Genomic DNA, 22,438 nt, shown 5'->3' with positions numbered 1-22,438 from the left:
CTTCAGACGTGTGCCGCGACCTCGCTCTTGGGGTACGCTGCACAGCAGGAATGCAACGTTTCATTGCGCGAGGTTCGTATGGCGGAGAAGAGTCGCGGCGTTTTTGCCACCCTGTTTGTCTGGGTCTGGAATTTGTTCAATTTCATCCGCCGCCTGGTGTTCGGTGCAATCGCCCTGTTGTTGCTGATCATCTTCCTGGTGGCCCTGCGCAGCAGCGGCGGCACGAGACTCGGCGAGCGCACCGCGCTTGTGCTCGATCCGAAAGGCAATATTGTGGAACAGTATACTTCCGAGCCGGCGCAGCGCGCGCTCGCCAGCGCGTTCGGCGGCAAGGTCAGGGAAGTGCAGTTGCGCGATATCCTGCGCGCGATCGACGCCGCTGCCGCGGACAGCCGCATCGAGCGCTTGGTGATCGAGCCGGATGAAATCGCCAGCGCCGGCATGTCGACCCTGCACGAAATCGGCGCGGCGATCGAGCGCTTCAAGGCGGCGGGCAAGGACGTCGTCGCCGTATCCAATTCGATGAGTCAGGGCCAGTATCTGCTGGCCGCGCACGCGAACCAGATCCTGCTGCACCCCGAGGGCGATCTGCTGCTCGAAGGTCTCGGCCGCTACCGTACCTACTACAAGGATGCGCTCGACTGGCTCGGCGTCGACGTGCATCTGTTCCGCGTCGGTGAATACAAATCCTACGCCGAACCCTACATCCGCAACGACGCCTCGCCCGAATCCAGGGAAGCCGATCTGTTCTGGATGAACGATGTGTGGAACGATTACCTCAAGGAGGTTGGTGCTGCGCGCAAGCTCGATCCGAAGGTCATCAGCGCGCAGATCGACAACTATGCGACCTCGATCAAGGCGGCGAACGGCGACCTCGCCAAGCTCGCGCTCGATGACAAACTGGTCGACAAGCTGGCTACGCACGACGAAGCCGAGGCGATGCTGATCGCCAAGGGCGTGAAAGAGGAGCACAGCTTCCGTCAGGTCGATTTCCAGGACTATCTTTCGATCGTGCAGCACGAAAACCTGCGCGATACGCGCCCGCAAGTCGCCGTGGTCGTCGCCGAGGGCGAGATCATGGGCGGCGATCAGGCGGCGGGCACCGTCGGTGGCGAATCCACGGCCAAGCTGATCCGTCGCGCGCGCGAGAACAACAAGGTCAAGGCGCTCGTGCTGCGCGTGAATTCGCCTGGCGGCGACGCGTTTGCCTCGGAGCTGATCCGCCGCGAAATCGAACTGACCAAGGCGGCGGGCAAGCCGGTCATCGTGTCGATGGGTGATGTCGCGGCCTCGGGCGGCTACTGGATTTCGATGAACGGCGATCAGATTTTCGCCGAGCCGAACACGATCACCGGTTCGATCGGCATCTTCGGCCTGTTCATGAACATTCCGAACACCCTGGCCAAGATCGGCGTGCATACCGACGGCGTCGGCACGACTGCGTTCGCCGGCGCGATCGATCCGCGCCGAGCGCTCGACCCGAAAGTCGGCGCGGTGATCCAGAGCATAATCGACAAGGGTTATCAGAACTTCATCGGCAAGGTGGCCGCCGCGCGCAACAAGACGCCGCAGCAGATCGACGCGATCGCACGCGGCCGCGTGTGGAGTGGGGCGCAGGCGAAGGAGCGCGGCCTGGTCGATCAACTCGGCGGTCTGCGTGAGGCCACGGCCGCCGCCGCGCAGGCAGCGAATATCGCCGGCAACTACCAGGTACGCTACGTCGAAAAGGAAATGTCGGCGTGGGAGAGATTCGCTGTCAGCCTGAGCAACGACGCGCTGACGCGTATCGGCCGCGCGGTCGTGCCGGAAGCTGCGCGCGTGTTGCTCGCACAATCCGACGTGCAGGACCAGCTCAAATTGCTGCGTTCGCTCGACGCCAACAAGGTCGGCGTGTTCGCCTATTGTTTCTGCGAGATCAAGTAGCGCTCGCACCTGCCGGGCAGCAGCGACCGCATGCGGTCCGGGCGCCTGCGCGCGCGCACGGTCTTGCGCCACGCGGCTGGCGCCGCCGGTAGGCCTTCGTTCTGCATACGTGTGGAAAATTTCAGTTTTGACGAGGGCATCATGATTTTCATCTGCCGCACATTGTTCGCCGTTACCCTGGGTCTCGCCGCCATGCCAGCGCTTCACGCCGCAAATATCCATATGGAGCTGGATCCTCATTCCTACGCGCAGCCGGACAAAGTGCGAGTGACGGCGCTCGACCTCGATCTGTCGGTGTCGTTCGACAAGCACGAGCTTGCCGGCAGCGCAACACTCGATCTGGATTGGCGCGACAAGGCGGCGCGTGAACTGGTCCTCGATACGCGCGACCTGAAGATCGACAAGATCGAAGCCGTGGACAAATCCGGCAAGTGGAGCGAGGCGAAGTTCAGTCTCGACCAGCCCGAGGCGCTGCGCGGCTCGGCGCTGCGCATTGCGCTGCCGGCGCAAAACAGGAAGGTGCGCATCGTCTACGCGACCAGTCCCGATGCGGCCGGCCTGCAGTGGCTCGATCCGGGCCAAACCGCGGGCAAGAAATACCCGTTCATGTACTCGCAGTCCGAGTCGATCGCCGGGCGCAGTTGGGTGCCGCTGCAGGACTCGCCGAGCGTGCGCTTCTCCTACACGGCGCACGTGCATACGCCGAAGGAATTGCGCGCGGTGATGAGCGCCCGATCTTTGAATGAATCGGACGATGCCCATCATGCGCTCGACGGCGATTTCCATTTCGTCATGCCACAGAAGATTCCGTCGTATCTCCTGGCGCTGGCGATCGGCGACATCGCGGTCAAGGAAACCGGCCCGCGCAGCGCGGTGTATGCCGAGCCGGAAACCGTGGCCGCGGCGGCGAAGGAGTTCGAAGACGTCGAGACGATGATCGCGACGACCGAGAAACTCTATGGACCCTATCGCTGGCAACGTTACGACATCCTCGTGCTGCCGCCGTCGTTCCCGTACGGCGGCATGGAAAATCCGCGCCTGACCTTCGCCACGCCGACCGTGATCGCGGGCGACAAGTCGCTGGTCAGCGTGATCGCGCACGAGCTTGCGCATTCCTGGTCGGGCAATCTCGTAACCAATGCCGCATGGCGCCACGTCTGGCTCAACGAGGGCTTTACGACCTACGTGCAGGGCCGCATCGTTGAGGCGGTCTACGGCAAGCAGCAGGCCGACGAGGAGTTCCTCGTCGCCGCCGCCGAACTGCGCAAGACCTACGCCACGGCGCCGGCGGCGGAACAACTGCTGGTGCCCGATCTCACCGGCAAGGATGCAGACGACAGTCTCTCCGATACCCCGTACACCAAGGGCTCATGGTTCCTGCAAACGCTCGAAGCAAAATTCGGCCGCGATACGTTCGATCGTTTTCTGCGCAGCTACTTCGATCATTTCGCATTTCAAAGCATCACCACCGATCAGTTTGTCGCTTATCTCAAGGCGAATCTGCTCGATAAATATCCGGGCAAATTCAACATGGACGAAGTGAACGTGTGGCTGCATCAGCCAGGCATTCCGGCCGCTGCGCGGCTGCCAAGTTCTGCGCGTTTTGCCGAGCAGGACAAACTCCGCGAGCAGTTCGTCGCGGGCAAGCTCGATGCGGCGGGACTCGGCGCGAAGACGTGGCGCACGCAGGAGTGGCAATACTTCCTCGATCAGCTGCCGGCCAAGCTCAGCGCTGCGCAGATGCAGGATCTCGACGACACCTGGCATCTCACCGGCACGCACAATGCGGTGATCGCCTTTCGCTGGTATCGACTCGCGATCGGCAGCGATTACCGTGCCGCGTTTGCGGCGATGCGCGAGCACATGTTGCGCGTCGGTCGGATGATACTCGTCGTGCCGCTGTACGAGGCGCTGGTGAAAACGCCGCAAGGCAAGGCGCTCGCGGAAAAGATCTACGCTGAGGCCAAGCCCGGCTATCACCCGATAACGCGTGGGGCGGTGGAAAAGGCGCTGGCCGGCAAGAAGTAGCCACACTCTTGGTCGCAGGCAGATGGAGCGCGCGCGCTGACGCGCTCCATCCACTGTCCACTCAACTCACCGCTACTTCTTTTTCTTCAGCGCTTCCTCGGGTGGAATTTCCTTGCCGTCGGCATTGACGTAATGCGTGTCGAAGGCGCCATCCGCCTTCAGGAACATCACGCATGTGGACAGGCAGGTGAACTGGTGCACATGGTGTCCGGGCATCATCGCGTAGCCGCCGGAGCGCAGCACGGCGGTCTTGGCGTCCTTCATCTCCATCCTGCCGACGCCGCTGGCCAGCATCACGTGCTCATCCGGCGTATGCCAATGCCAGGGGACGCTGCATCCACTTGCGAACTTTCCCACGAGTAGCGATGGGCCCTTGCCCGGATCGCCGCTCAATACCGCGCCGACGAAACAGGCAGGAAGGCCTGGAAAGGCTCCGAATTTCTGTTCGTTCAAGTTTTTTGCCATCGATTGCTCGCCTGCAGGTGTACCGTCCGCTGCGAAAGCGTTACAGCAAAACGAAGCGACCAGTGCGGCGAGGGCGGAACGAAAAAAGACTGCTCGTAGTTGCATGACTCCCTCCAATTCCTGATTTTGACGACTTGCGGAATTCCTTCCGTCGGGCATCGGCGGAAGGATGCTGCGCCGCGGCGCTGGCAGCGGCGGTGCGCGAATGATAGTCCAACCGCAGCACGCCGGCGCTGCGCCGATCGATGCGCAAATCAGCGCGCCAGGCTGCGCAAATCCCGTGCCCGCGACCGACTCACAGGCAGACAGGTGCCGTCCTTCAGTTCGGCAAGCATATGGCCGTCAGCCTGGCGCCGGAACGCCTGCACGTGGTCGAGATTGACGATATGCGTGCGATGGATGCGCGTGAAACGCCGCGGATCGAGGCGGCTCTCCAGTTGGCTCAGCGACAGGTGCAGCAGATGCTGGGTGTCGCCGACGTGCGCGGCGATATAGTCGCCGACCGCTTCGAACCAGGCGATATCGGCAACCGCCAGTGGAATGATGGAACGACCGGCGCGCACGAACAGCCGGCTCATCGGCGCATGACTCAGTGCCTCGCCGAGGCGGTCGAGCGACGGCACCCGCGGTTCGCCGATCGCCGCGCGCACGCGATCGAGCGTGGCATGCAGCCGTTCCGCGCCAAAGGGTTTGAGCAGATAGTCGAGCGCGCCAAGTTCGAACGCGGTCACCGCGTGTTGCGCGTAGGCGGTGGTGAAAACGAACAGCGGCTGATGCTTTACCAGACGCGCTACATCGGTGCCGAGCAAACCCGGCATCTGGATATCGAGGAAGACCAGTTCCGGCTTGAAAGTATCGATTGCCGCGACCGCGGCGGGTCCGCTCGCCGCTTCGCCGACGCAGGCGATCCAGTCGATTTCGGCGAGCAGATGGCGCAGGCCGGCGCGCGCGACGGGTTCGTCATCGACGACCAGCGTCGAGACTTTCGCGGCGTCATTCATCGCCGATCCGGTCTGCAAGTTGCGGCATGCGCAACGTGGCGCGGAAACCATGGGCAGTTTCACTGGAAAGTTCAAGCTGCGCGCGATCGCCATACAGCCAGCGCATACGTTCGCGCAGGCGGCGCAGGCCGGTGCCTGCGCTGCGCTCGATATCGCCGACGTTCACACCGGCACCGTCGTCGCTCACCGTCAGCGTCAACGTCGCGGCGGTTGCCGACGCCGTGATCGCCAGTCGGGTCGGTTCCGCGCGCGGCGCGGCGCCGTGGCGCACCGCATTTTCAACCAGCGTCTGCAGCGCAAACGAGGGCAACAGCGCCGCGCGTGCGGCCGCGTCGATCTGCGCTTGCACGACCAAGCGGTCGCCGAAGCGGATGCACTCGATCGCCAGATAGCGCTCGACAAAGGCCCACTCCTCGGCCAGCGAAACCAGATCGCGTTGCTCTTCGATCGTGACGCGCAATGCGCCGGCGAGTTGCTCGGCTGCGCGCGTCGCGCCGCGCGGATCGATCGGTATCAGCTGCACGACTGTGTGCAGGGCATTGAAAAGAAAGTGTGGGTGCAATTGCGCGCGCAAGGTATCGAGCTGCATGCGCGCGGTCTGCGCCTCGATCTTCGCCGTGCGCTGCGCAGCGAGATTGGCGTAGGCCACACCGGCGACAACGATGTACAGCCAGATTCCGGTCAGGAAGAACAGCCCCAGGCCCGGGCCGATGACGAGTACAAGATGGCCGACGATCAGGCTGTCGATCAGGCTCATCAGCACCAGCCAGCCCGCCGCGTACGCGGCTGCGGCGAGCACGTGCGCGCCGACGAAGCCCAGCCGGAACGGATGCGGCCACGGCATGCGCTCGGTGAATTTGTATACCACGACACCGAGCACCGCTCCCGCAGCGATCATGCGCAGCGCGCCGAGCGCGGCATTGCCAAAAGGCATGCCGTGCGCAAGCACGATGAGCGCGGCGAACAGCGCCCACATCGGCAGCCACGCGACGGCGAGTTGCAACCAGACCCAGCCGCGTGCCATGCGTGCCTCTAGTCCGTACGCAATCGTGGGAACAGGATCACGGCGTTGCGCTCGCAGCCGTGCGTTTGGCATCGATCGTCAGCACGCCTTCTTCCCAGGTCTGGCCGTTATCGGCCGAGCGATCCTGCTGCATGTGGAAACTGTCGGCGCTGATATCGTAATAGCGCGTGCGGGTTATCTCGGGTTTGCCCTCGGCATCGGTGGAGTGTCCTTCGAAACGCATCTCGCCACCTTGCAGTTGTCCACTCGCTTCGCTGAAGCGTGCACGATAGGCATCGACGCCACTGACTTTCCAGCGCGCGTCGGTTTTGGCGTAGATACGCAGCGCGCGGGTCAAGGATATCGGATTGCCGGAGCCATCAACAATGCGTATTTCATCCTCGATGCCAAGACCATCCAGTACGCGCCACGCCTTCCAGGTGCCGGCCAGTTTCGGTGCGCCGTGGATCATCGCCACCAGGCTGCTGACTTTCGGATGCACCTGCAGCTCCCATTGTCCAAGCAGGAAATCGAATTGTTTGGCCTCAACCGGAACCGCGCCGGGTGAAGGCGCGGGCGCATCGGCGCTGTGCTGCGCAAGGGCGACGATTGGAAGCATCAGGACCAGCGAGAATACAAGTATACAAGCGCGATTCATTGGAAGCTCCGTGGATTGAAGGTGAACGCAGCATGCCACCAGAGCTGGCGCGCGAGCGGACGCTTTCGCCGAACGGTTGGTCGATGCCGCCGAACGGCGCTCGCGCGAATGCGCGCGCACGGGAATTCGCCGAAGCGTCGAATGGAGCTGCCGAGCCGCACGCTCCAACCCTCCGCCGCGACTTACAGTGCAACCACAGCATCGATTGCTCTGGAGCGACACCGTGACGCTACTTTCCAACCCGAGTCCGACATCCGCTTCGCTGATCTCGCTGCGCAGCGTCGGCAAGCGCTATGCAAGCCTGGCGGGTGACTTCAACGCGCTGATCGATATCGATCTTGCGATCGAGCGTGGCGAGTTCGTCGCCGTCGTCGGCCAATCCGGCAGCGGCAAGTCGACCCTGCTCAATCTGCTCGCCGGCATCGATCGCCCGAGCAGCGGCGAAATCATGATTGACGGTCAGGCGCTGCGCCAGTTGTCGGAGAAAGCGCTTTCGGCCTGGCGCGGACGTTCGATCGGCATCGTGTTCCAGTTCTTCCAGTTGCTGCCCACCCTGACCGCGGCGGAGAACGTCATGCTGCCGATGGACTTCGGCAAGCGTTGGCCTGCGCGCGAACGCCGACCGCGCGCACTCGCCCTGCTCGAACGGCTCGGCGTTGCCGACCAGGCCGACAAGCTTCCCGCGGCACTGTCGGGTGGGCAGCAGCAACGCGTCGCAGTCGCGCGCGCACTGGCGAACGCGCCGGCCATCCTGCTGGCCGACGAGCCGACCGGTAATCTCGATTCGCGCACGGCGCAAGCCCTGCTCGAAGTGCTTTCGGATCTGGTGCGTGAAGGTCAGACTGTGGTCATGGTCACCCACGAGCCCAGCGCGATCCGCCACGCGACGCGTGCGGTGACGCTGGCCGATGGACGCATCGTGGAGACCGCGCATGCCGATTAGTCCGCGCTGGCGCAAGATGCTGCGCGACGCCTGGCTGCACAAGGCGCGCACGCTGCTCGTGGTGCTCGCGGTCGCGACCGGGATGATCGCCGCCGGCGCCTTGCTCGATGCCTGGGCGCTGGTGCGGCGCGTGACCGCCGAAACCTATCAAGCGAGCCATCCGGTATCCGCCACGCTGCATGTTGACGCGGTCGATGACGCCCTGCTCGCGCAGGTGCGCGCGTTGCCGGCGATCACGGCCGCCCGCGCGCGCCGCAGCGTGTTCGCGACGGTCGAATCGAATGGCGCACGTCTCGTCGCCGAACTCTACGCATTGCAGGATTTCAGCGCGCAGGATATCGGCAAGCTGCAACCCGAACGCGGCGTGTGGCCGCCGCGCGATGGCGAGATCGTCCTCGAGCGATCCTCGCTGGATTTTTCCGGCTCGGGCCTCGGCGAATCGCTCGCCCTGCAGGTCGGAAAAAATCCGCAGCATGCGCTGCCGGTGACGGGAATTGCGCGCGATGTCAGCCTTCCGCCCGGCTGGATGGATCACATCGTGTATGCCTTCGTCACGCCGGCGACTCTGGAAACGCTGGGTGTCCCCGCAACGTTCGACGAGATCCAGATCGTCGTGCGCGATGCCGCGGCCGATCGCGACGCGGTGCGGCGCATCGCCTACGAGGTCAAGGCCCTGATCGAACGCAATGGAAAACAGGTCGGCAAGGTCGATGTGCCGGTGCCCGGGCAACATGCGCACGCCGCGCAGATGGATTCGCTGATGCTGACCCAGGGCGTGTTTGGCCTGCTCACCCTGCTGGTCTGCAGTTTCCTGATCGTCAACCTGATCACCGCGATGCTCGCCGGGCAGACGCGCGAGATCGGCGTGATGAAAGCGCTCGGTGCGGGGCCGCGCCAGATCGGTGCCATGTATCTGGTCTTCGCCCTGTTGCTAGGGGTGCTCGCTTCGACGATCGCGCTGCCCGCGGCGATTGCAATCGGACGTCCATACGCGGCGTTGAAAGCCGACATGCTGAATTTTCCGATCGCCGGCTACGCGATTCCGTGGTGGGCGATCGCGTTGCAACTCGCTGTCGGTTGCCTGCTGCCGGTTGCGGCTGCGGCGACTCCGGTCGTGCGCGCCTGTCGCATGCCGGTGCATGCCGCGCTCAGCGATCCGGGCATCGCCGCCGAGCGCGGCGGGTTTTATCTGCGTCGCCGGATCGCGATTCCCGGTATCGGCCGACCGCTGCAGCTGTCGATCGGCAACGCGTTCCGGCGCCGCCAGCGCATGCTGTTGACCCTGCTCGCGCTGGCCGCAGGCGGTGCCGTCTACCTCGGCGCCGACAATCTGCGCAGCGCGGTGCGCGGGTCGGTGGATATGCTTTTTTCCAGCCAGCACTACGACGTCGTCTTGCGCATGGCCACTGCCTATCCGGCCGCGCAGATGGAGACTACCGCCGCGAATGTCGAGGGCGTGGAGCGGGTGCTGGCGCTGGCCAGCGCAAGTGCGACGAACACGCATGCGGATGGCATACCCGGCAACGCGTTCACCGTGGTCGGCCTGCCTGCCGACTCGCCGATGCTGGTCCCGGTGGTGAAGCAGGGGCGTTGGCTTGATCCGTCCGATCGCAGTGCGCTGGCGATCAGCCGCGCCTTGCTCAAGGACGAGCCCACGCTGACCCCGGGCGCGCAAGTCACCTTGCAGATCGACGGTCAAGCGACGCCTTGGACGATCGTCGGCATCGTCGAGGCCGGACCGCAGGCGCTCGCCTACGCGCCGCGTGCCGCGCTTGACGCCTTGCACGGTGACGATCGCGCCTCGACCCTGGTCGTCGCGACGGGCGCACATAATGCCGCTGCACAACTCGACGTGATCGCGCGTCTGCGCGCCGAGCTTGCCACCAAGGCCATGCCCGTCGCCAGCAGCCAGCTGCTCAGCGAGGCGCGTCGCGTCGTCGAGGATCACCTGCTGATGGTGGTCGAATTCCTCGGTGCGATGGCCTGGGTGATGATCGCGGTCGGCGGCATGGGTCTGGCGTCGACGATGAGTCTTGCGGTGCTTGAACGTACGCGCGAGATCGGCGTGATGCGCGCGATCGGCGCGCGCCACGGCGCGATCATGCGCATGATCCTGGCCGAGGGCATCGTCATCGCTGTTTTGGGTTGGCTTGTATCGCTGCCGTTGTCAGTACCAATGAGTGCGGCGCTCGCCTCAGCCTTCGGGCGCGTGATGTTCAGCCTGCCGACGCGCTATGCGCCCGGCGCTTTCGGCGCGTTGAGCTGGCTGCTGCTGATCGTGTTTGTATCCGTGCTGGCCTGTGTCTGGCCCGCCCTGCGCGCGACGCGGATTCCAACGGCTGCGGCGTTGAACTACCAGTAACAGGCCGGACGAAAACCCAAACGCGCAGCGCGATCATCAATCGACGCTGCGCGTGGCTATCCCTGGTGCGCGGTCAAATGATTCGCTGTGGATTACTGCGGCGGCTGATCGCCGCTGAATTTCTGCGCGCTCGCGCCTTCGACCGCACCGATCGTCGCACTGTCGCTGACATAGAGGTCGACCTCGCGCTTGAACGTGAGCTTGCCCTGCACGATCGCGTGCGGGCCGATCACGATGCGCGGCTTGTGCGAGGTACCCCAGTTGAGCAACGAATGATTCTCGTCGACGAAGATGCCGCCTTCGACGCGCGAATTCGCGCCGACCGTGATGTCGCCATTGACGGTTTCGATGCCGCCGCCGACATGCGCAGCGTCGAGCTTGATCCCGCCGTTGACGTTGGTCAGCTTGCCGGCGACGTCGGCGCCGTTGCCAAGCGTGATCGAGCCGTTCACGGTTTCCGCGGTTTTCGCCACCGTGGTCTTGCTGCCGAGCTTCACGCCGCCGTTGACCGTCTCGACGGAATCGACGCTGGAGCCCGCGCCGATGTCGACGCCGCCGTTCACGGTTTCCGCGCTGCGCGCATGCGCGTTCGCGCCGACATGGATGCCGCCGTTCACGGTGGTGAGTTTGCCGGCCGTGTTGCCGTCGGCGACCTGGATGCCGCCGTTGACCTTGTCGATATCGCCGTCGTCGGCGAATGCCGGTGCAGCGACGCCGAGCGTGAGCAACAGGGCGAATGTGGTGCGGATCATGGAAATCTCCCTTCTACAAGACGGAATGAGCGAGTTGCGCAAGTTGAGATGCGGCAAACGCCCTTGGGGTTTAATCGCAGCCGGCGATCATCGCAGGCGCCGGTCGAATTCCGCTACCATGCGCGTGATCAAACAGCGCAGGGAGTGGAGAAAGTCATGCCGGCACCGAAGCCTGTCTTGCTGCTGATTCTCGATGGCTGGGGCCATCGCGAGGAAGCCGCGAACAACGCGATCGCCCAGGCGAAATTGCCGAACTGGCGGCATCTGCTCGCCACCTATCCGCATACCCTGGTCGAAACGCATGGCCACTTCGTCGGCCTGCCCGACGATCAGATGGGCAATTCCGAAGTTGGCCACATGAACATCGGCGCGGGCCGCATCGTCTATCAGGATCTGACGCGCATCGACGCGGCGATCGAGGATCGCAGCTTCTTCACCAATCCGGCGCTGCTCGGCGCCTGCGCCGCGGCGAAAAACCATGTCCTGCATGTATTCGGTCTGCTCTCGCCCGGCGGCGTGCACAGCCACGAGGAACATATCTTTCGTCTGCTCGAACTTGCCGCCGCGCAAGGCGTTGCCCAGGTCGCCGTGCATGCGTTTCTCGACGGCCGAGATACGCCACCGCAGAGTGCGCGCGCCTCGCTGGAAAAGCTGCAGGCGAAATGCACCGCGCTTGGCAATGCACACATCGCGACGATCGGCGGGCGCTATTATGCGATGGATCGCGACCAGCGCTGGGAGCGCGTCGAACTGGCCTACAACGCGATCGCGGAAGGCGAGTCCGAATTCCATGCGACGGACGCGCTGGCAGCGCTCGACGCAGCTTATGCGCGCGGCGAAAACGACGAGTTCGTGAAACCCACCGTGATCGGCTCGACCACTGATGCCGGCGCCGGATTCGCCGATGGCGATGCGGTGATCTACATGAACTTCCGCGCCGATCGCGCGCGTCAGCTCACACGTGCGTTCGTCGACGAGGCATTCGCCGGATTTGCAAAAGTGCGCAAAATCCACTTGTCCGCATTTGTCACCCTGACCGAATACAGCGTCGATCTGGCGGTGACCGCGGTCGCCTATCGGCCGCAGTCGCTGTCCAATTCGCTCGGCGAATATCTGGCGTTCCTGGGCTTGCGCCAATTGCGCATTGCGGAAACGGAAAAATACGCGCACGTGACGTTCTTCTTCTCCGGCGGCCGCGAGCAACCCTACACCGGCGAAGAGCGCATCCTCGTACCGAGCGCGAAAGTGGCGACCTATGATCTCAAGCCGGAGATGAGCTGTCCCGAGCTGACCGACAAGCTTGTCGCGGCGATCGCCGGTGGAAAATACGATTTCATCGTCTGCAACATCGCCAACGCCGACATGGTCGGCCACACCGGCAAACTCGACGCCGCGATCAAAGCCGCCGAAGCCGTCGACGCCGCACTCGGGCGCATCACCGCGGCGATCGTGCAAGCCGGCGGCGAAATGCTGATCAGCGCCGACCACGGTAACTTCGAACAGATGCTCGACGCCAACGGCGTGCCGCACACCCAGCACACACTCGGCCCGGTCCCGCTCGTCTACGTCGGCCGCAAGGCAATGCTCGAACACGGCGCCCTGCGCGATCTGGCGCCGACTGCGCTCGCATTGATGGGGTTGGCGCAGCCGGCCGACATGACCGGCCATTCACTCGTCCGCTTCGCTTGAGATTGCTCGCGCTGTTCGACCTTTGGTCGTGGCTATGGCGCAAGCCAGATAGCATCGGCACGCGGCAGGGGCCCCGTGTAATACAGCGTCTTAGCTTTAGCTCGTCATTCCGGCGAAAGCCGGAATCCAGTTTCTCGCTTTTCGCTCTTTCGAAAGCAAAGGCTTTCACTCGCCTGCGGCGAGCGAGTTACTTTTGCCATTGCGCAAAAGTAACCAAAAGGCTAGGCGCCCGACGCGGTGTTGTGCTGCGCGTCAGCGCAGCACAATGCCCTGTGCTTCTCGGCTGCGACGGGGTTCGCTTGATGTACATCCATGTACATTCGCTCACGCGCGCGCCTCGTGCGCGCGCCCCTTCGGGCATTTACCGCCGCAGCCTGCGATGCTCGGCACCGCGAAGGCCGCCGTTTCTTCCACGAACACGTCCATCCTTGGACTACGCCGCGATGGCGTGGCTAGGGGGAAAAGATCAAGGGCACGGCGTGCGCCGCTTTGCTCTTGATCCGGGTCCCTCTTTGGCGCGGCGAGGGCACGGCGGAAATGTCCGTGAGGAGGGCGCGCCTGAGGCGCGCCCGTTCGCGAATGGACATGGATGTCCATCAAGCGAACCCCGCCGTGCGCTCGCGGACTCGGAGCGCGCAGCGCGCAGAGCGCGGCATCGGGGGTGCATTTCTTTTGGTTACTTTTCTTTGGGCACACAAAGAAAAGTGACCCGCTCGCCGCAGGCGAGTGGAAGCTCTGCTCTTGAACACCGCAAGAGCCAAAGACACTGGATACCGGCTTTCGCCGGTATGACGAGCAAAACGATCGCCGCGGCGATTATCCTCGCCCTCGGCGCAATGCTGGGAATGAGCCAGGCGCGTGCCCAAGCCGACGCCACCCAGCACACCACGCAAGAGGCGCAAGCCAAACAAAAACTCGACGACGTGCGCGCGGAAATAAAAAAAATCAGCGAAGCGCAAAAAGAAATCGCTAGTCAGAAGAACGATGCCGATGCCGCGCTGCGCGAGCAGGAGCTGAAGGTCGCCGCCAGCGCGAAAGATCTGCGCGTGATCGAGCAGAAACTCGTGGCGCAGCAGGACAAGCTCAGGGATCTGGAAACCCAGCGCGATGCGCTGAACGTGAAACTGCAGTCGCAGCGCGAGGCGCTGGCCGCGCTGCTGCGTTCGGCCTACGCGCTGGGCAACAACGAGGAGCTGAAGCTGCTGCTGGCGCAGGAAGACAGTGCGGCGATCGGACGCATGCTCGCGTATTTCCGTTATTTCGAACACGCGCGCATTGGCGAAATCGACAATCTGCTGAACAGTCTGAACGCGCTGGCGCTGGTGCAAAGCGCGATCGATCAGGAAACTGCCGAACTCAAGGCGTCTCGCGACGAGCGTGCAACGCAGGCGCAGATGCTCGATGCGGAGCGTACGCAGCGGCGTGCGCTGCTGGCCGATCTGGAGACTCAGCTGAAGGATGAACAGACGCGCCTCGCCGCTCTGGGCAAGGACGAAAAAGGTCTCGTCGATCTGCTTGAAAGACTGCGCGACGTGTTCGCCGATATTCCGAAACAGCTCGCCGGCGCGGAACCCTTCGCCCAATTGCGTGGTCGATTGAACTGGCCGGCGCGCGGCAGGATCATTGCCCGCTTCGGCGTCAAGGAAGGCCAAGGCAGCGACCGCACCAGCAACGGCGTCGTGATCGCTGCGGCGGAAGGCAGCGAGGTGCACGCAGTTTCGCACGGGCGCGTGGTGTTCGCCGACTGGATGCGCGGCTTCGGCCTGCTGCTGATCGTCGATCATGGCGACGGTTTCCTGAGCCTGTACGGCTACAACGAAACCCTGCTCAAGGATGTCGGCGACTGGGTCGGCGCGAACGAGACCATCGCCAGCAGCGGCGTCAGCGGCGGGCAGAAAACCGCGGGCGTGTATTTCGAGTTGCGCGCGCAGGGCAAGCCGGTCGATCCGCGCGCGTGGCTCAAGCCTTGATTGTCGGCGCGCGCGGCCCTATTGCGTTTAACCTGATTGCTGCGCTTGCAGCCCTATAATCGAACGTGTTTGCTGAGCCTGAAAGGATCGCGCTTATGTCGGCCAAAATCGTAGTCGCCACGCTTGCCCTGCTCGTCGCGCCGTGCGCGTTGGTTGCGGATGACGCGAAACCGGACGCGCCGGCCGTCGCTGCGGCGCCAGCGCAGAAGCCGGTCAATCTCGACGATATTCGCGCGTTCGCCGCGGTGTTCGGTCTGGTCAAACAGGCCTACGTCGAACCGGTCGACGACAAGACCCTGATGCAGGCGGCGATCCGCGGCCTGCTCGGCAATCTGGATCCGCACAGCGAATATCTGGATGCGAAGGCGATGGAATCGCTGAGCGAGGACACCAGCGGCAGCTACAACGGTCTGGGTCTGGAAGTCATCAACGTCGACGGCGCGCTGCGCGTCGTCGCGCCGATCGACGACACGCCGGCCGAGCGCGGTGGCATCAAGCCCGGCGACATCATCGTGCGCATCGACGGCAAGGCGATCACGCCGGAAACCTCCGCCGCGGCGGTCAACCTGCTGCGCGGCAAGATCGGTACCTCGGTCACGCTCGGCGTGCTGCACGAGGCAGCGACGGTACCGGTCGATATCAAACTCACGCGCGAGGTGATCAAGGTCGCCAGCGTGCGCGGACGCTGGGTCGAACCCGGGTACGTCTATCTGCGCATCGTGCAGTTTCAGGAAGACACCGGCAGCGAAGTCCGGCGCAAGCTCGCCAAGCTGCGCGAAAAACAGAGTGCGTTGCACGGCGTGATCCTGGATTTGCGCAGCAACCCCGGCGGCCTGCTGACATCGGCGGTGGAAGTGAGCGACGAATTTCTCGACAGCGGCATCATCGTCACCACCAAGGGGCGGTTGAAGGAATCCGACCTGAGCTTCAACGCCACGCGCGGCGATCTCGCCGACGGCGCGCCGATGGTCGTACTGGTCGACAACGGCACCGCATCGGCCGCCGAAATCGTCGCCGGCGCGCTCAAGGACAATCACCGCGCGCTGATCATGGGCCGGCGCACCTTCGGCAAGGGCTCGGTACAGACCGTGTTGCCGCTCGACGACACGCACGCGGTAAAGCTGACCACGGCGCGCTACTACACGCCGAGCGGCATCTCGATCCAGGCGGCCGGCATCCATCCGGATATCGAGTTGGGCGATTTGAAACTCGTCGTGCGCGACTCGGAACCGAGCCTGATCACCGGCGAGCGCGACCTGCCTAATCATCTGAAGGGCGACAACGAAGTTGCCGAAGACAAGGCCAGCGCGCACAGCAATGTCGACGACTACGCGTTGACCGAGGCGCTCAACGTGCTCAAGGGTTTGGCCTTGCAGCGCAAGCCTGTGCCTGCGGAAACCGCTACTCCGGTGCCGGCGCCGAAAAAAGGCTAGTCGGCGGACGGCAGCGAACGCCGGATCCAGCGGCCGGCGCAGTACTTATTTTCCACCGCGCTGTGGCGGCGCGATCGGGAATGGTGTAACCACTCGTTCCCCGCTCGCTGCGTCGCGGATGCTCAGCGGCCCGCGCTTTTCGACTTCCTCGACGCGCACGATGCACTGGATCGGCAGATGCAGCACACGGGTGTGCTTGAACTCCTCGCGCAGGCGTTCCTCGGTCGGGTCGATGAGCACGCCGTCGCCTTGCTGATCGAACAGGATGTCGCCGATCTCGGTGAATCCCCACAGCGTGCTTGAGCCGACATGCTGCGCGTACAGTTCGAGCGTTTTGCCCTGGCTGAGGAAGGTGACTTTGTATAGTTTTTTGCTTTTCATGCGCGCATTGTCACACGACCGATAGTGCGAGGCGAGAAGGTTCTATTGTCGCAATCGCCGGGCGATCGCCGGGCGCGAGATCAGCGCAAAGACTATACCGATCGCGAAGCCGACGATATGCGTCCACCATGCCACCGCCGCGCCGAAGGCCGGGCCGACGAAGGTGAAGGCGACCTGCAGCAGCGCCCAGAAGCCGATCAGCAGCGGTGCCGGCACGCGCACGAACTCGAGGAACATGCCCAGCGGCAGCACGAGGCCCAGGCGCGCGCGTGGAAACAGACCAAGGTAGGCGCCGATAATCGCCGACACCGCGCCGCTGGAACCGACGATCGGCGCATTCGCGCTGGCCAGGATGAAGGCCTCGGCCAGATTCGCCAGCGCGCCACCGACCAGGAACAGGAAGAGAAAGCGCCAGGGCCCGAGCGCTCGCTCGGCGGGTACGCCGAAAATCATCAGGAACAATAGATCGCCGCCGAGGTGCAGCCAGCCGGCGTGGATGAACAAGGCGGTGACGAGGCGCAGCCAGCGCAGCTCGGACAATTGCTGCAGCAGCGGCACATGCGCGTCGAACAACCAGGCCGGCACCGTGCCCCATTGCCGCACGAATTGCACGCGCGCGGCTTCCGGGGTGAAAGCCAGCCAGAGAAACAGCGCCACGCAACCGCTGATGATGACGAATGTCGCCCACGGCGGCGGCGGCTTGCGGCGCCTGTCGACCTGTACGAACACGGCAGTTCCTCAACTATTCCGCACGTCAGGAGCCCGGACGTGGCATGAAGAAACGCTGACCATGGAATTCGAGAACGACGCCGTTCGCGCGGATTTCGCGCAGGGCGACCGTATCCTTGATCGTGTCGCCCTCCACTTTGCGCTCGCCGTCGACGACGACGAAACGTCGCGCCGTGTCGGGCGAGTACACCTGCATGCTGATCAGGATCTCGGGCAGGTCCTTGCGCACGCTGTAGGGCATATCGTCGATCGACGGCACCCCGGGTGCCTGCACCGGCTGACTGGCTGTCGGCGCAGGCGGGGCTGCGGAATTTGTCGCTGTCGAGGCAGCTGGCGGCGCTGCCGCGGTCACGGTCGGCGCCGGTGTCGAGGCGGGTGTCGGCATGGTCGTCGGGGGAGCCGCATTCGGCGCTGGCGCGGACGACGGCGGTGCAACGTGTGTTGCAGTCACCGGTGCGATAGTCGCCGTCGCCGGTAGGGGTGTGCCAGTGGCTGCGGGCGGCGCCGGTCTGGACACGACGGGGCGCTCAGCGGGCGCGGGGTTCGAGCGTTGCGCATCAGCAGCGGACGTGCCCGCGGGGATATTGGACGGCGCGCCGCTCGCTCTGATCGCGGAGTTCGTCGCAACATTGCCGTCGACCGTGGCCGGCTGCGAACGCAGCCACCACCAGCCGCCCGCGGCGACGATCGCGATCGCGAGCAGGAGCCACGGCAGCGGACTGCGCCGGCGCCGGCGCGCCGTGAACGGCGTGCCCAGATCGGGCGCCTCGCCGAGGCGACGTTGCGATTCGGATTTCTTCAGAGCTTCGAGTATCAACGACATGTGGGGTTCCGGTGTATCGGCGTTTGCGCAATCCGCGCGCCAGCTGAGACTATCTTTACACTTTTATACTATTGCATATCGCCACGGCGCCTGCCGCGCCGATGAAAGTAAGGTTTTCGACATTCACTGCAGCGTGCGCGCCAGATGCGGACCGGCCGGATCGAGCGCCGACAGCGCGAACAGCGTTTCCGGGCCGACGATCGCGTCGGGCTTGATGCCGTACGCGGACTGCAGTTTGCGCACGCGCTCGTCCAGCGTCGCGTCGAAAAACGCCGGCCCGGCGTCCGCGGCCTTGCCATCCATGCGCGCGAGCTGGGTCTTGATCCAGGCCACGCCCGCGCCGGCGTCGCCGTTGTGCAACCTTGCGGGTACCGCTTCGGGCAGGCGCCACAACGCGATGAACTCGCCGTTCCACACTTCGCCGAGGCGCGCCTTGTCGAGTGCGAGACTTTCGCCGGCGAAATCGAGCCTGACCTGATCGCCTGCCGCGCCTTGCAGCAGCGCGTAGCCCCGCACGTCGTCCTTGGCGAGCAGCAGGATCAGCGGCCGGTCGAAGCGCGCGAGCTGTTCGATCGTTGCGTGTCCGCGCAGGCAATCCAGGCCCGGGAACACGACCGGTTGGCAGCGCGTCGCGTCGCGCACGGAAATGTCGCTGGAATTGACCTGCCAGCGCGACAGGAGTTGCGTCCATGCGGCCAGTTCCGAATCCGGATTGCGCTTGAGCGCGGCAAGCAGGCGCTGCTCTGCGATTTTTCCCGGGTCGGGTTTTGGCGCGACCGGCGCCGCTGCCTTGGCTGCCGCGGCCGCGACCAGGGCGGCTTGCTCTGCGCTTTGACGTTGCGCAAGGTAGCCACCCGTAACAGTGGCCAGCCCGAGCACGACCAGTGCCGCCGCGGCCCAGCGCCCGTAGCGATACAGCCAGTAACGCGTCGTGCCGGGCAGGGTTTCGTCGGCGGCGCGATCGATCAGACGCTCGCCGATCGTGCCCTGTTCGCGCGCGTAACCGGCCATCAGCGCGCGATCGCCGATCACATTGATCAAACGCGGCACACCGCCCGAACGCTTGTACAGCGCGCGCAGGGCGAGGCGCGAAAACGGTGAGCGCGCTGAACCGGCGACGGCGAGGCGATGGCGCGCGTAGGCCTCGGTTTCGTCGCGATCGAGCGGGGTCAGGTGATAGCGCGCGGTGATGCGCTGGGCAAGCTGGCGAAGTTCGGTGTCGTTGAGTTTTTCGCGCAGTTCGGGCTGGCCCAGCAGGATGATCTGCAGCAGCTTCTGCGTCGGCGTTTCCAGATTGGTCAGCAGGCGTATCTGCTCGAGCGATTCGGTCGACAGGTTCTGCGCCTCGTCGACGATCAGCACCACACGCAGGCCCTGCGCATAGGCGTCGAGCAGATAGGCGTTAAGCGTATCGACCAGTCCCTTGAGGCTGCCTTTCTTGTCCGCGATGGACAGATGCAACTCGTCGCAGATCGATTCGAGCAGCTCGATCGGCGACAGCTTCGGATTGAGCACGAGCGCGACGCGCGTGTTCTCCGGCAACTGCTCGAGCAGCAACCGGCACAGCGTCGTCTTGCCGGTGCCGACCTCGCCGGTCAGCTGCACGAAACCGCCGCCGCCGCCCTTGCCGACGCCGTAGAGCAGGTGCGCGAGCGCGTCCCGGTGGCGCTCGGAGAGAAACACGTAGCGCGGATCGGGGGTGATCGAAAAGGGGGCCTCTCTGAGGCCGTAGAACTCCAGATACATCGGGCTACTTTACCCTGTGTGGAGTAAAAGTTTGTAGTTCGCCCAGCGCTGATGCAAGCAGATGGGAATGGGAGCAGAATCTGCTTGGGGGTCGGTTGGCGGCGCGCTGAGACGACTCGCGCGCTGGACCGAACCGTTTGCACAAGGCAGCGACTTGCATGACCACGGCACGCGTCGACAAGGTAATCGCGACGAATTTTGGCGCCCTGCGCACGAAATACGGTGCCGGCCTTGCGCGGATCCACACGGCCCTTGCGGCTCTGGTAGCGGCGGACAAGGCGCGTGGAATAGCGACTCGGGTTATCGCGATCGACCACACCGGCGCGATGGCCAGGGTGGGCGGACGCGCGGTCACGTCCGCGTCCAACCCGAAACAGAACAAGGCCGCGATCGATGCGATCTACAAGGCATTGACGCCGGACTATCTGTGTCTGCTCGGCTCCGTCGATGTCATCCCGCACCAGGATCTCACCAATCCGGCCCTGGGCGATGGCGACGCATTGGTGCCCAGCGATCTGCCGTATGCCTGCAACCACCCCTACAGCGACAAGGTCGCGAATTTCATGAAGCCGACCCGCGTCGTCGGCCGCCTGCCGGACCTGACTGCCGGCAAAGACCCAAGTTACTTGGTCAAGCTGCTCCACACAGCGGCGAAGGCGACGAGTTCGCCCGCGAGCAGGTACCAGGCGTACCTCGGTCTCACCACGATCTCATGGCACGCATCGACCCACCTCAGCCTGGCGAACATCTTCGGCAACGCCAAGGATTTGCACAGGGTGCCGCCGACGGGGTCGCCGAAGGGGCCTCCCTGGCGTTCCATCGGACGTCTCGCGCACTTCATCAACTGTCACGGTTCATCCGCCGATTTTCATTTTTACGGCAAGCGCAGGGAAAAGTTCACGATCGCGCACGACGCCACCAAATTGCACGGCGTCAAACCCGGCACCGTCGTCAGCGCCGAATGCTGCTATGGCGCCGAGCTCTACGATCCAGCACGCGCCCAAGGACAGGCCGGCATCTGCAACACCTATCTCGGACTCGGCGCGCACGCGTTCTTCGGCAGCTCGACGATTGCCTACGGACCGAACACGGGCAACAGTCAGGCCGACTTGATCTGTCAGTATTTTCTGCAGCGCGTGTTGCAGGGCGCTTCGGTCGGCGAAGCCACCTTGCTCGCGCGTCTGAGCTTCATCAAGCAGATGTCGGTGGCCGCCCCCACCGATCTGAAGACGCTCGCACAGTTCAACCTGATGGCCGATCCCTCCGTGCATCCGGTTGCGGCGCCGCCGATGGGTCATCATGATTCGATCATCGCGGGCAAGAAAGCATCCGCGAGCAAACCCAAATCCGCCGCACCCGATCTCGACGTGCGCACCGCTTCGCGCGCGCAGCGCCGCCGTCACCTGGCGGCCTTGGGGTCGGTGCTCAGTTCTACCGTCGCTACGGTCGAGACCGATTCGCGCCACGCGGCGACCGGCGGCATCGCCAAGCTCCTGCAACGCGAATTGCACAGCCAGGGCGCCAGTGACCATTCGATTTGCGCGTACGCGCTGAATCCGCCCGAGGCCGTCGAAATGTCCGCGAGCTTCGGCCTTGCCGCGATGAAAAGCACGACCGCCACCCAGGCACGCCGGATATATACTGCGATCGGCAAGCTGCCGAAGGGGCAGCATCCTTTCGACCGCTACTGCGCGATCGTCGCGCACGAGATGGAACGCGGTCTGGCATTGGAGCGGCTGTACAGCCGATAACACGTGCAAGCGACCGGCAACGTCATCCGCAAACGCATCGCGATCGGCTCCAAGAGCGAGCGCGACGCAGTCCTGTTGCAAACCCGCGATCAGGAATATGTCCTGCGCATCGTCGGCGCCAACCCGTTCCAGGATCCGCGCCTCGACGCCCTCGTCGGCAAGCGCATTTGCGCGCAGGGCGACGTGCATGGCAACGCATTTCTGATGACGGAGTGGCGGGAAGACGCTGCGCGCTGACCTCGCTTTTTCGCTTTGCTCGTCATTCCCGCGTCTTAGCTCTAGCTCGTCATTCCTGCGAAAGCAGGAATCCAGTGTCTTTTCTTTTACTGTTCTGCTTAAGAGCAAAAGCTTTCACTCGCCTGCGGCGAGCGAGTCACTTTTGGCATTGCCCAAAAGTAACCAAAAGGCTAGGCGCCTGACGCGGTGTTTCGCTGCGCATCCACGCGCAGCGAAATTCCCTGCGCTTCTCGCCTGCGTCGGGGTTCGCTTGATGTACATCCGTGTACATTCGCTCACGCACGCGCATCCTGCGCGCGCCCCTACGGGCATTAACCGCCGCAGCCTGCGATGCTCGGCACCGCGAAAGGCGCCGGGTTCTGCTAACCCGTCCATCCATGGACTACGCCGACGACGCGTAGGCTGGGCTGACAAGCCCAGCGTGCCCCATCTTCAATCGACAATTGTCGAAGAACAAAGCTATCGCATGTCTCTTGAATGCTGGGCTTTGCAGCCCAGCCTACGGGCTTCGATGTGGGCCGCAAGACAAAGTTTAGTTGCCTAT

The 22,438-nt window shown here is 64.1% G+C and carries 18 protein-coding genes; 9 read left to right on the top strand and 9 right to left on the bottom strand.

Annotation, left to right across the window (positions count from 1 at the left end; genetic code table 11):
• Positions 1-78: 78 nt before the first annotated feature.
• Positions 79-1,923 carry a signal peptide peptidase SppA gene (gene sppA / locus VIE67_RS02325; RefSeq protein ID WP_332022879.1) on the top strand — a complete coding sequence of 615 codons (1,845 nt, stop codon included), beginning with the start codon at positions 79-81 and terminating at the stop codon, positions 1,921-1,923.
• A 141-nt stretch (positions 1,924-2,064) separates the two neighbouring features.
• Positions 2,065-3,951 carry a M1 family metallopeptidase gene (locus VIE67_RS02320; protein ID WP_414707259.1) on the top strand — a complete coding sequence of 629 codons (1,887 nt, stop codon included), beginning with the start codon at positions 2,065-2,067 and terminating at the stop codon, positions 3,949-3,951.
• A gap of 72 nt (positions 3,952-4,023) precedes the next feature.
• On the opposite strand, the gene VIE67_RS02315 is transcribed toward VIE67_RS02320, so the two are convergent.
• From VIE67_RS02315 to VIE67_RS02300, 4 genes are all read right to left on the bottom strand, one after another.
• A complete protein-coding gene (locus tag VIE67_RS02315) occupies positions 4,024-4,416 on the bottom strand; it encodes a cupin domain-containing protein (RefSeq protein WP_332022877.1) in 393 nt (130 codons plus the stop codon).
• A gap of 254 nt (positions 4,417-4,670) precedes the next feature.
• On the bottom strand, positions 4,671-5,417 hold the full coding sequence (locus tag VIE67_RS02310; protein WP_332022875.1) for a LytR/AlgR family response regulator transcription factor: 747 nt from the start codon (positions 5,415-5,417) through the stop codon (positions 4,671-4,673).
• Complete coding sequence (locus VIE67_RS02305; RefSeq protein WP_332022873.1) at positions 5,410-6,441, bottom strand: sensor histidine kinase; 1,032 nt, start codon at positions 6,439-6,441, stop codon at positions 5,410-5,412. The genes VIE67_RS02310 and VIE67_RS02305 overlap by 8 nt, the downstream gene beginning before the upstream one ends.
• 37 nt (positions 6,442-6,478) lie before the next feature.
• Positions 6,479-7,078 carry a hypothetical protein gene (locus VIE67_RS02300; RefSeq protein WP_332022872.1) on the bottom strand — a complete coding sequence of 200 codons (600 nt, stop codon included), beginning with the start codon at positions 7,076-7,078 and terminating at the stop codon, positions 6,479-6,481.
• Between the two features lie 223 nt (positions 7,079-7,301).
• Between VIE67_RS02300 and VIE67_RS02295 the strand changes: the two genes are divergently transcribed.
• Together VIE67_RS02295 and VIE67_RS02290 are read left to right on the top strand one after the other, a co-directional pair.
• Positions 7,302-8,021, top strand: a complete 720-nt coding sequence (locus VIE67_RS02295) for an ABC transporter ATP-binding protein (protein ID WP_332022870.1) — start codon at positions 7,302-7,304, stop codon at positions 8,019-8,021.
• The gene (locus tag VIE67_RS02290) at positions 8,011-10,383 is read left to right on the top strand and encodes an FtsX-like permease family protein (RefSeq protein ID WP_332022869.1); all 2,373 of its coding nucleotides are present in this window, start codon (positions 8,011-8,013) and stop codon (positions 10,381-10,383) included. The genes VIE67_RS02295 and VIE67_RS02290 overlap by 11 nt, the downstream gene beginning before the upstream one ends.
• Before the next feature lie 92 nt (positions 10,384-10,475).
• On the opposite strand, the gene VIE67_RS02285 is transcribed toward VIE67_RS02290, so the two are convergent.
• Positions 10,476-11,135, bottom strand: a complete 660-nt coding sequence (locus VIE67_RS02285; RefSeq protein WP_332022867.1) for a DUF4097 family beta strand repeat-containing protein — start codon at positions 11,133-11,135, stop codon at positions 10,476-10,478.
• A gap of 156 nt (positions 11,136-11,291) precedes the next feature.
• On the opposite strand from VIE67_RS02285, the gene gpmI reads away from it, so the two are divergent.
• The 3 genes from gpmI (at position 11,292) to VIE67_RS02270 (ending at position 16,227) form a co-directional block, all read left to right on the top strand.
• On the top strand, positions 11,292-12,824 hold the full coding sequence (gene gpmI / locus VIE67_RS02280) for a 2,3-bisphosphoglycerate-independent phosphoglycerate mutase (protein WP_332022865.1): 1,533 nt from the start codon (positions 11,292-11,294) through the stop codon (positions 12,822-12,824).
• A 788-nt stretch (positions 12,825-13,612) separates the two neighbouring features.
• Positions 13,613-14,794, top strand: a complete 1,182-nt coding sequence (locus tag VIE67_RS02275; RefSeq protein WP_332022864.1) for a murein hydrolase activator EnvC family protein — start codon at positions 13,613-13,615, stop codon at positions 14,792-14,794.
• A gap of 95 nt (positions 14,795-14,889) precedes the next feature.
• Positions 14,890-16,227 (top strand): S41 family peptidase, encoded by a 1,338-nt coding sequence (locus VIE67_RS02270; RefSeq protein WP_332022861.1) that lies wholly within the window; start codon positions 14,890-14,892, stop codon positions 16,225-16,227.
• 45 nt (positions 16,228-16,272) lie between these two features.
• Here the strand turns inward: VIE67_RS02270 and VIE67_RS02265 are convergent, their stop codons facing one another.
• From VIE67_RS02265 to VIE67_RS02250, 4 genes are all read right to left on the bottom strand, one after another.
• The gene (locus VIE67_RS02265; RefSeq protein ID WP_332022859.1) at positions 16,273-16,608 is read right to left on the bottom strand and encodes a DUF1820 family protein; all 336 of its coding nucleotides are present in this window, start codon (positions 16,606-16,608) and stop codon (positions 16,273-16,275) included.
• Positions 16,609-16,650: 42 nt separating this feature from the next.
• Entirely contained in the window at positions 16,651-17,337 is a 687-nt protein-coding gene (locus VIE67_RS02260; protein WP_332022857.1) for a rhomboid family intramembrane serine protease, read from the bottom strand.
• Positions 17,338-17,362: 25 nt separating this feature from the next.
• On the bottom strand, positions 17,363-18,160 hold the full coding sequence (locus VIE67_RS02255; protein ID WP_332022855.1) for a general secretion pathway protein GspB: 798 nt from the start codon (positions 18,158-18,160) through the stop codon (positions 17,363-17,365).
• A 123-nt stretch (positions 18,161-18,283) separates the two neighbouring features.
• Positions 18,284-19,906 (bottom strand): AAA family ATPase, encoded by a 1,623-nt coding sequence (locus tag VIE67_RS02250; RefSeq protein WP_332022853.1) that lies wholly within the window; start codon positions 19,904-19,906, stop codon positions 18,284-18,286.
• Between the two features lie 158 nt (positions 19,907-20,064).
• Between VIE67_RS02250 and VIE67_RS02245 the strand changes: the two genes are divergently transcribed.
• Complete coding sequence (locus VIE67_RS02245; RefSeq protein ID WP_332022851.1) at positions 20,065-21,657, top strand: C25 family cysteine peptidase; 1,593 nt, start codon at positions 20,065-20,067, stop codon at positions 21,655-21,657.
• A 3-nt stretch (positions 21,658-21,660) separates the two neighbouring features.
• Positions 21,661-21,894: a hypothetical protein gene (locus VIE67_RS02240; RefSeq protein ID WP_332022849.1), complete on the top strand. Its 234-nt coding sequence runs from the start codon at positions 21,661-21,663 to the stop codon at positions 21,892-21,894.
• The last annotated feature ends 544 nt before the right edge of the window (positions 21,895-22,438 follow it).

It is taken from the genome of Rudaea sp. (assembly GCF_036560865.1).
Classification (GTDB): domain Bacteria; phylum Pseudomonadota; class Gammaproteobacteria; order Xanthomonadales; family Rhodanobacteraceae; genus Rudaea.
Note: the sequence above shows the minus strand (reverse complement) of the source record. Positions and strands in the feature narration are given on the sequence as shown.

Coding starts and splice junctions, on each gene's coding strand:
- VIE67_RS02265 (WP_332022859.1), bottom strand. CDS start 16,608: ATGAAAAGCAAAAAACTATACAAAGTCACCTTCCTCAGCCAGGGCAAA.
- VIE67_RS02270 (WP_332022861.1), top strand. CDS start 14,890: ATGTCGGCCAAAATCGTAGTCGCCACGCTTGCCCTGCTCGTCGCGCCG.
- VIE67_RS02290 (WP_332022869.1), top strand. CDS start 8,011: ATGCCGATTAGTCCGCGCTGGCGCAAGATGCTGCGCGACGCCTGGCTG.
- VIE67_RS02250 (WP_332022853.1), bottom strand. CDS start 19,906: ATGTATCTGGAGTTCTACGGCCTCAGAGAGGCCCCCTTTTCGATCACC.
- VIE67_RS02285 (WP_332022867.1), bottom strand. CDS start 11,135: ATGATCCGCACCACATTCGCCCTGTTGCTCACGCTCGGCGTCGCTGCA.
- VIE67_RS02305 (WP_332022873.1), bottom strand. CDS start 6,441: ATGGCACGCGGCTGGGTCTGGTTGCAACTCGCCGTCGCGTGGCTGCCG.
- gpmI (WP_332022865.1), top strand. CDS start 11,292: ATGCCGGCACCGAAGCCTGTCTTGCTGCTGATTCTCGATGGCTGGGGC.
- VIE67_RS02310 (WP_332022875.1), bottom strand. CDS start 5,417: ATGAATGACGCCGCGAAAGTCTCGACGCTGGTCGTCGATGACGAACCC.
- VIE67_RS02245 (WP_332022851.1), top strand. CDS start 20,065: ATGACCACGGCACGCGTCGACAAGGTAATCGCGACGAATTTTGGCGCC.
- VIE67_RS02255 (WP_332022855.1), bottom strand. CDS start 18,160: ATGTCGTTGATACTCGAAGCTCTGAAGAAATCCGAATCGCAACGTCGC.
- VIE67_RS02315 (WP_332022877.1), bottom strand. CDS start 4,416: ATGGCAAAAAACTTGAACGAACAGAAATTCGGAGCCTTTCCAGGCCTT.
- VIE67_RS02275 (WP_332022864.1), top strand. CDS start 13,613: ATGACGAGCAAAACGATCGCCGCGGCGATTATCCTCGCCCTCGGCGCA.
- VIE67_RS02300 (WP_332022872.1), bottom strand. CDS start 7,078: ATGAATCGCGCTTGTATACTTGTATTCTCGCTGGTCCTGATGCTTCCA.
- VIE67_RS02320 (WP_414707259.1), top strand. CDS start 2,065: ATGATTTTCATCTGCCGCACATTGTTCGCCGTTACCCTGGGTCTCGCC.
- sppA (WP_332022879.1), top strand. CDS start 79: ATGGCGGAGAAGAGTCGCGGCGTTTTTGCCACCCTGTTTGTCTGGGTC.